We start from the raw sequence: 4,764 nt of genomic DNA on the forward strand, positions 1-4,764 counted from the left end.
GTTGAGGAACTTCCATCCTGCGGGAGAGGTCCGCTCGTCTCATCTCAGCCCGGCACCCATGTCAAGAACCTCATGCCCCACAACACCTAGGACTACTTTCCCCATGACCCGAGCGCATCCGCCAGCTGGTCTTCGACCGATCGAAGGTCGGTATCGAGAGTTTCCCACGTGAAGCTCGGTGCCACGGCTTCAATGATCCCGAACATGGGCTTGTTGAAGTCGGGGATAATGGACGGATCGTCCATCTGATAATGGACACTCCGGTTTCTGACCATCTTGCCGTCACGCGAGCAGAGCCGCTTCGCGGCCGGATCTGCGAGGATCCCGCGAATACTTCGGGTACCGGCCGTATCGAGGCCAGGATGCCTGTCGAGAATGCGGCGCAGTGCCTTGAGAGAGTGATAGGTCGTGACGATGCGCGCACGCAAACAGGGCCCCTCATGGCCGGGCTGAGTGCGAGGAAGGTAGAGGCGGTTGGTGTTGAAATCTGCTTCAATCATTAAGAGAAGTAGTTTCTCGGCATCGTCGAAGTCAGGCTCATATCGGTTCTTCAGATAGCGACTCGCGAGCCTGTCCTTGTACTTGATGTGTGCGTCCAGCGCAAGTGTGGGCCGCATTTCCCAAGCATCCGGGGCGGCCGCGGCAAGCACCGCGAGTGTGGAGCCCCATTCGGGCGTAACCGCGTGGAGATCCTCTCCTGCCACGCGTTCCAGCTCCCCTGGGTCAAGGGCAAGCCGGTAGGCCATCGGGGTCGATGCACCGACGACACTGCGCTCGATCATGTAAAGGCCGAGGTCGGTCTCCGCCCACCGAACCCAGGGGTGCGCTTTCCCCGTGAGCGCCCTGTGCGAGACTGCTTTCGCTTCTTGCATTTCTGCAAGAACCTGGTCGTAGGACCTGTTCGTGTCGTCCAGCAGCTTCGACATATGCCGCACCCGTGACGCGACCGCCCCGTACTCGTGCTGCAACATGCTCGCGAGTTGCGGCCACCCGACCTCGGGTTTCGCTGACTGGAGGGCTTGACTTCCCTCATAAACGATTCGGACGAAATGGTGCCCGAGCAATAAGGCAGGGTAGGCCTGCGATTGCTCGTCTGCTGCGGCAGAGAGAACAATGTCCCCCACCCAGCGGGCATCCTCGGCCAGAAGCAACCGCGCAGCCCAGCCACGCGCCTCGCCTGGTGTGAGACCGGTCATCAATCCACCCTTTCGAAATCACCCCATCGCCGCGGGTGCAGGGCGCAGGGTGCGCCTCTCCGCACCCACGGCCCCCAACGGTGCTAACAAGTCAAAGACGAGTGTCTCGAACATCGCCTATTCAGTCGTCGGGTCTGCCGTGAGGGCGCTTGACCCCAGATCTTGGACACGCTGATTCCAGCACGTTGCTGGGGAAGCGAGAATCCAAGGGATGGCTAGGAAGAACTACACGATCGAGGGTCAAGGCCCCCCGGGGCGATTCACTGCGCCGTTCAATCAACGGACCGACGACGCCGCCTCTCCCACGCGATCGTGGCGCCAGCCAAGTCGGCAAACCACAGCATGATCACCCCGACCCCGGCCATGGAACCCCACATCATCTCGTTGAGGCCGGGTCCGCTCCAGGCGGCTCCCTGTCCGCCAGGCGTCTCAGAGCCGCCCAGCTCCAAGAACGTGACCACGTTGTAAAGCACGACGATCCCCAGGACCGCCGACCACGCCCCCAGGTACCAGCGCGAGAATCGTGGCGCAATGACAGCCGCAACGAATTGGACGATGCAGAGAAGGAGGAGACCGGGCCTTGGCCCTTGATCGTGGACACGGTGTCGGTTCGGTTATGCCGCTTCCGCAAGCGTAGCGGAGCGTGCGGCTTCGTAGGCGTTCGGGCTGATGTTGCCGATCGCGGAGTGGCGCCGGCGAGTGTTGTAGCGGTTCGCCCACCGGAACACGGCCCGGTAGGCGGTGGCCTGGTCCGGGAACGCTGACCGGCCGGCGAGGAGTTCGCGCTTGAGCGTGGCGTTGAAGCTTTCCGCGAGTGAGTTGTCGGCACTCGTGCCGACCGCGCCCGTGGACTGGGTCACGCCCAGCTGCTCGCAGAGCGCGGCGTAGGCCTTCGAGGTGTAGACGCTGCCGTGGTCGGAGTGGAAGATCGCGCCGACCAGCGACCCGCGGTCGTGGTGCGCGGCACGGAGGGCGTCTTCGACGAGTTCGGTGCGCATGTGGTCGGCGACTTGCCAGCCCGCGAGCTTCCGGGAGCCGAGATCGATGCAGGACGCGAGGTAGAGGTTCGTGCCGTCGGCGATAGGCAGGTAGGTGATGTCGCCCACGTAGCGGCGGCCGGGGTCGCCGACGGAGAAGTCCCGTCCGATCAGGTCGGGGAAGCGCCTGGCGGACTGGTCCGGGATCGTGGTCTTCACCCGTCGTCGCAACCGGATCCCCGCGAGACGGTGCTCACGCATTACCCGCGCGACGCGCTTGTGATTCACCCGCTCCGCAACGGGCACACCGTCGTTGAGGTCGGCGGTGATCCTGGGCGCCCCGTAGGCGCGGTCGCCACCCTGAGCGGGGTCTTGCAGCACCCGGATCCGCGCCGCCAACACCGCGTCGTCTGTCGCCTTCGCGGCTCGCCGCCCGGCGGAGTCCAGCCAGGCGTAGAACGACGAGCGGGCGACCTCGACGACCTCACACAACCGCTTCACGCCGTAGGCGTCCTTGTGATCCTCAACAAACTGGAAGCGGTTCACCAGTTCGTCTCCCCGGCGAAATACTTCGCCGCCTGACGGAGGATGTCCCGCTCCGTCTCGAGCTTGCGGGCCTCGGCCTGCAAGGCTGCGAGGTCGGCCTCCAACCGGAGGACCTTCGCCGCCTGCGACTCCGGTCGCCCCGTCGCCCCCGGCGGCGACGCAGCGGCAACCGTGACCCCGGAGCCGAACTTGTCGACCCACTCTTTCAGCGCACCCCGAGAGATCCCGAGATCCCCGGCGATGCCCTTGAGCGTCGAACCCGGCGTGGACTCATACAAGTCCACCGCGCGCTGCCGGAACTCGTCCGTGTAGTTCTTCCTAGCCATCCCTTGGATTCTCGCTTCCCCAGCATCGTGCTGGAATCAGCGTGTCCAAGATCAGGGGTCAAGCGCCACCTGCGATCGGCCAGAGGATGATTCCCATACCGGCACAGTAAGGGATATGCGACCTCCACCCGCAGCGGCCTGGAACGCGACATCGGGAGGGCCTTGACCCTCGATCCTGGGCGTCGACGAGCACGTGTGGCACCACGTCAGTACCAGGCCCACCGAACAGAGCGGGCGGAACTCGAAGGAACTCACCGGGACGCCGGGTGATGGTCGACGTCACCCCACCACCACATTCGCCTGCACCTGGTCCCGGGACATCCGGTGAGGCGTACACCGACTGGTTGGACCAGCGTGGCGGGGCCTTCCGTGACGGCGTGCCGAGCAATGACCCGTTGCACCGGACCCGGAACATCCTGCGAGGACGGCCCGTTCTAGCTTTCTTTCCGCCGCACTGATCTGACGACGTACAGGAAGATCTCAAGAATGAGGCAGACAACCCAAGCGAGGAACAGCTCCAACGACACAACCATCAACCGCACCTGCAAGTCGTGGATCTCGCCACGCGGCAGCGCCTCATTCGCTGATGGTGTGGGGTCGTGCACCAGTGCTGTGGCCAAGAAGACGACCAGGCTCGCGATGGGTGTTCCGATCAGAAGGACCCAGCCGATCTTGCCGATGCCGTACGGCCTCCGCCAGCTGTCCACGGCGTGCGCCAGCCACAGGCAGAAGACCAGAACCGGCGCGATCAACATCCACTCGCTCACGGGCCCTGACCCTCGAACCAGCCCCCCGGACAGACCAATGCCCACACTCTCAGCCGTCAACGGCCAGGGGATGGGCACCATTGCGGCCATGCAGCCTCAGTACCGGGTCACCTTAAGGGTGGTGTTCGCGCAGGAGGCGGCCTTCTTCACCAAGAACGCCTTCTCCGTGGCGTCAGCCTTCAACCCCCAGCGGATCTTCACCGCGGTCCAGTCCGCGATGTACTGGCACTGGTTCTTCGGCGGCAGCCACTGCTCCGGACCGCGGGCCTGCTTGGCCGAGTTCAACGCCGAGGTCTGCGCGTTCAGCGACCGGGCATCCCCCAAGTCGTTGTAGAACGCCACCCGCTTGGCCTTGGTCCAGTACCGAGCTCCCGAGCCCCACGCCTCATGCACGGGCACCATGTGATCGATCTGCACCGTCGATGCAGACGTGTGCGTGCGCAGATCCCAGCTGCTCACCCACTTGCCCGTGGCCACCGTGCACTTACGGGCCGTCGTGAACTTCGGGGTGGTCTTGGACTCTGCGATCAACACCTCTGCCCGCGTGTTCTGGCAGTCCCTGTTCGCATCCTTCCAGTCCCCGAACTGGGCGGCCCGGTCATAGCCGGCATTGTTCTCCGCCGCCACCGGCAACGACGCCACAGCCGTGCGCAACGGGGCCGAATACGTAGTGCCGGCCGCCGCCGGGCCCGCACCCCCGAGGACAGCGGTGGTGACGAAAACAGCAGCAGTGGCCAGAGAAGCCAGAGAGCGTCGTGACATGGGCGAGTTCCTTGCTCGAGTGGATGACGCGATGCGAATTCGCATCGCAGCTGATCCTAAGCTCGCGTGAAGCCCCTGCTCGGCACGAGATCCCCGGTCCCTAGGGCATGTCTGACAATCGTTTTGACCATGCGAGCACAGCATTCAGGACCACAGCGGCCCTGTAGATGATCGCGTACTTGTCATACCG

General features: G+C 64.3%; 4 protein-coding genes. All 4 read right to left on the reverse strand.

What is annotated here, in order from left to right; all coding sequences use genetic code 11:
* Positions 1-92 precede the first annotated feature (92 nt).
* The gene (locus AUV08_RS05705) at positions 93-1,196 is read right to left on the reverse strand and encodes a hypothetical protein (RefSeq protein ID WP_061873137.1); all 1,104 of its coding nucleotides are present in this window, start codon (positions 1,194-1,196) and stop codon (positions 93-95) included.
* 614 nt (positions 1,197-1,810) lie between these two features.
* Positions 1,811-3,045 (reverse strand): IS3 family transposase gene (locus AUV08_RS05715; protein ID WP_101963419.1). Its coding sequence is split into 2 segments (ribosomal slippage): positions 1,811-2,736 and positions 2,736-3,045, totalling 1,236 coding nucleotides; the frame shifts between segments, so codons are not numbered across the junction.
* A 434-nt stretch (positions 3,046-3,479) separates the two neighbouring features.
* Positions 3,480-3,812 carry a hypothetical protein gene (locus AUV08_RS05725; RefSeq protein WP_031943833.1) on the reverse strand — a complete coding sequence of 111 codons (333 nt, stop codon included), beginning with the start codon at positions 3,810-3,812 and terminating at the stop codon, positions 3,480-3,482.
* 96 nt (positions 3,813-3,908) lie between these two features.
* Positions 3,909-4,346 (reverse strand): HNH endonuclease family protein, encoded by a 438-nt coding sequence (locus tag AUV08_RS05730; protein WP_231862118.1) that lies wholly within the window; start codon positions 4,344-4,346, stop codon positions 3,909-3,911.
* Positions 4,347-4,764 lie beyond the last annotated feature (418 nt).

It is taken from the genome of Micrococcus sp. CH7 (assembly GCF_001595485.1).
Taxonomy (GTDB): domain Bacteria; phylum Actinomycetota; class Actinomycetes; order Actinomycetales; family Micrococcaceae; genus Micrococcus; species Micrococcus luteus.

Bases quoted from the DNA above. Each gene is read 5' to 3' on its own strand.
- AUV08_RS05705 (WP_061873137.1), bottom strand. From the start codon at position 1,196: ATGACCGGTCTCACACCAGGCGAGGCGCGTGGCTGGGCTGCGCGGTTG.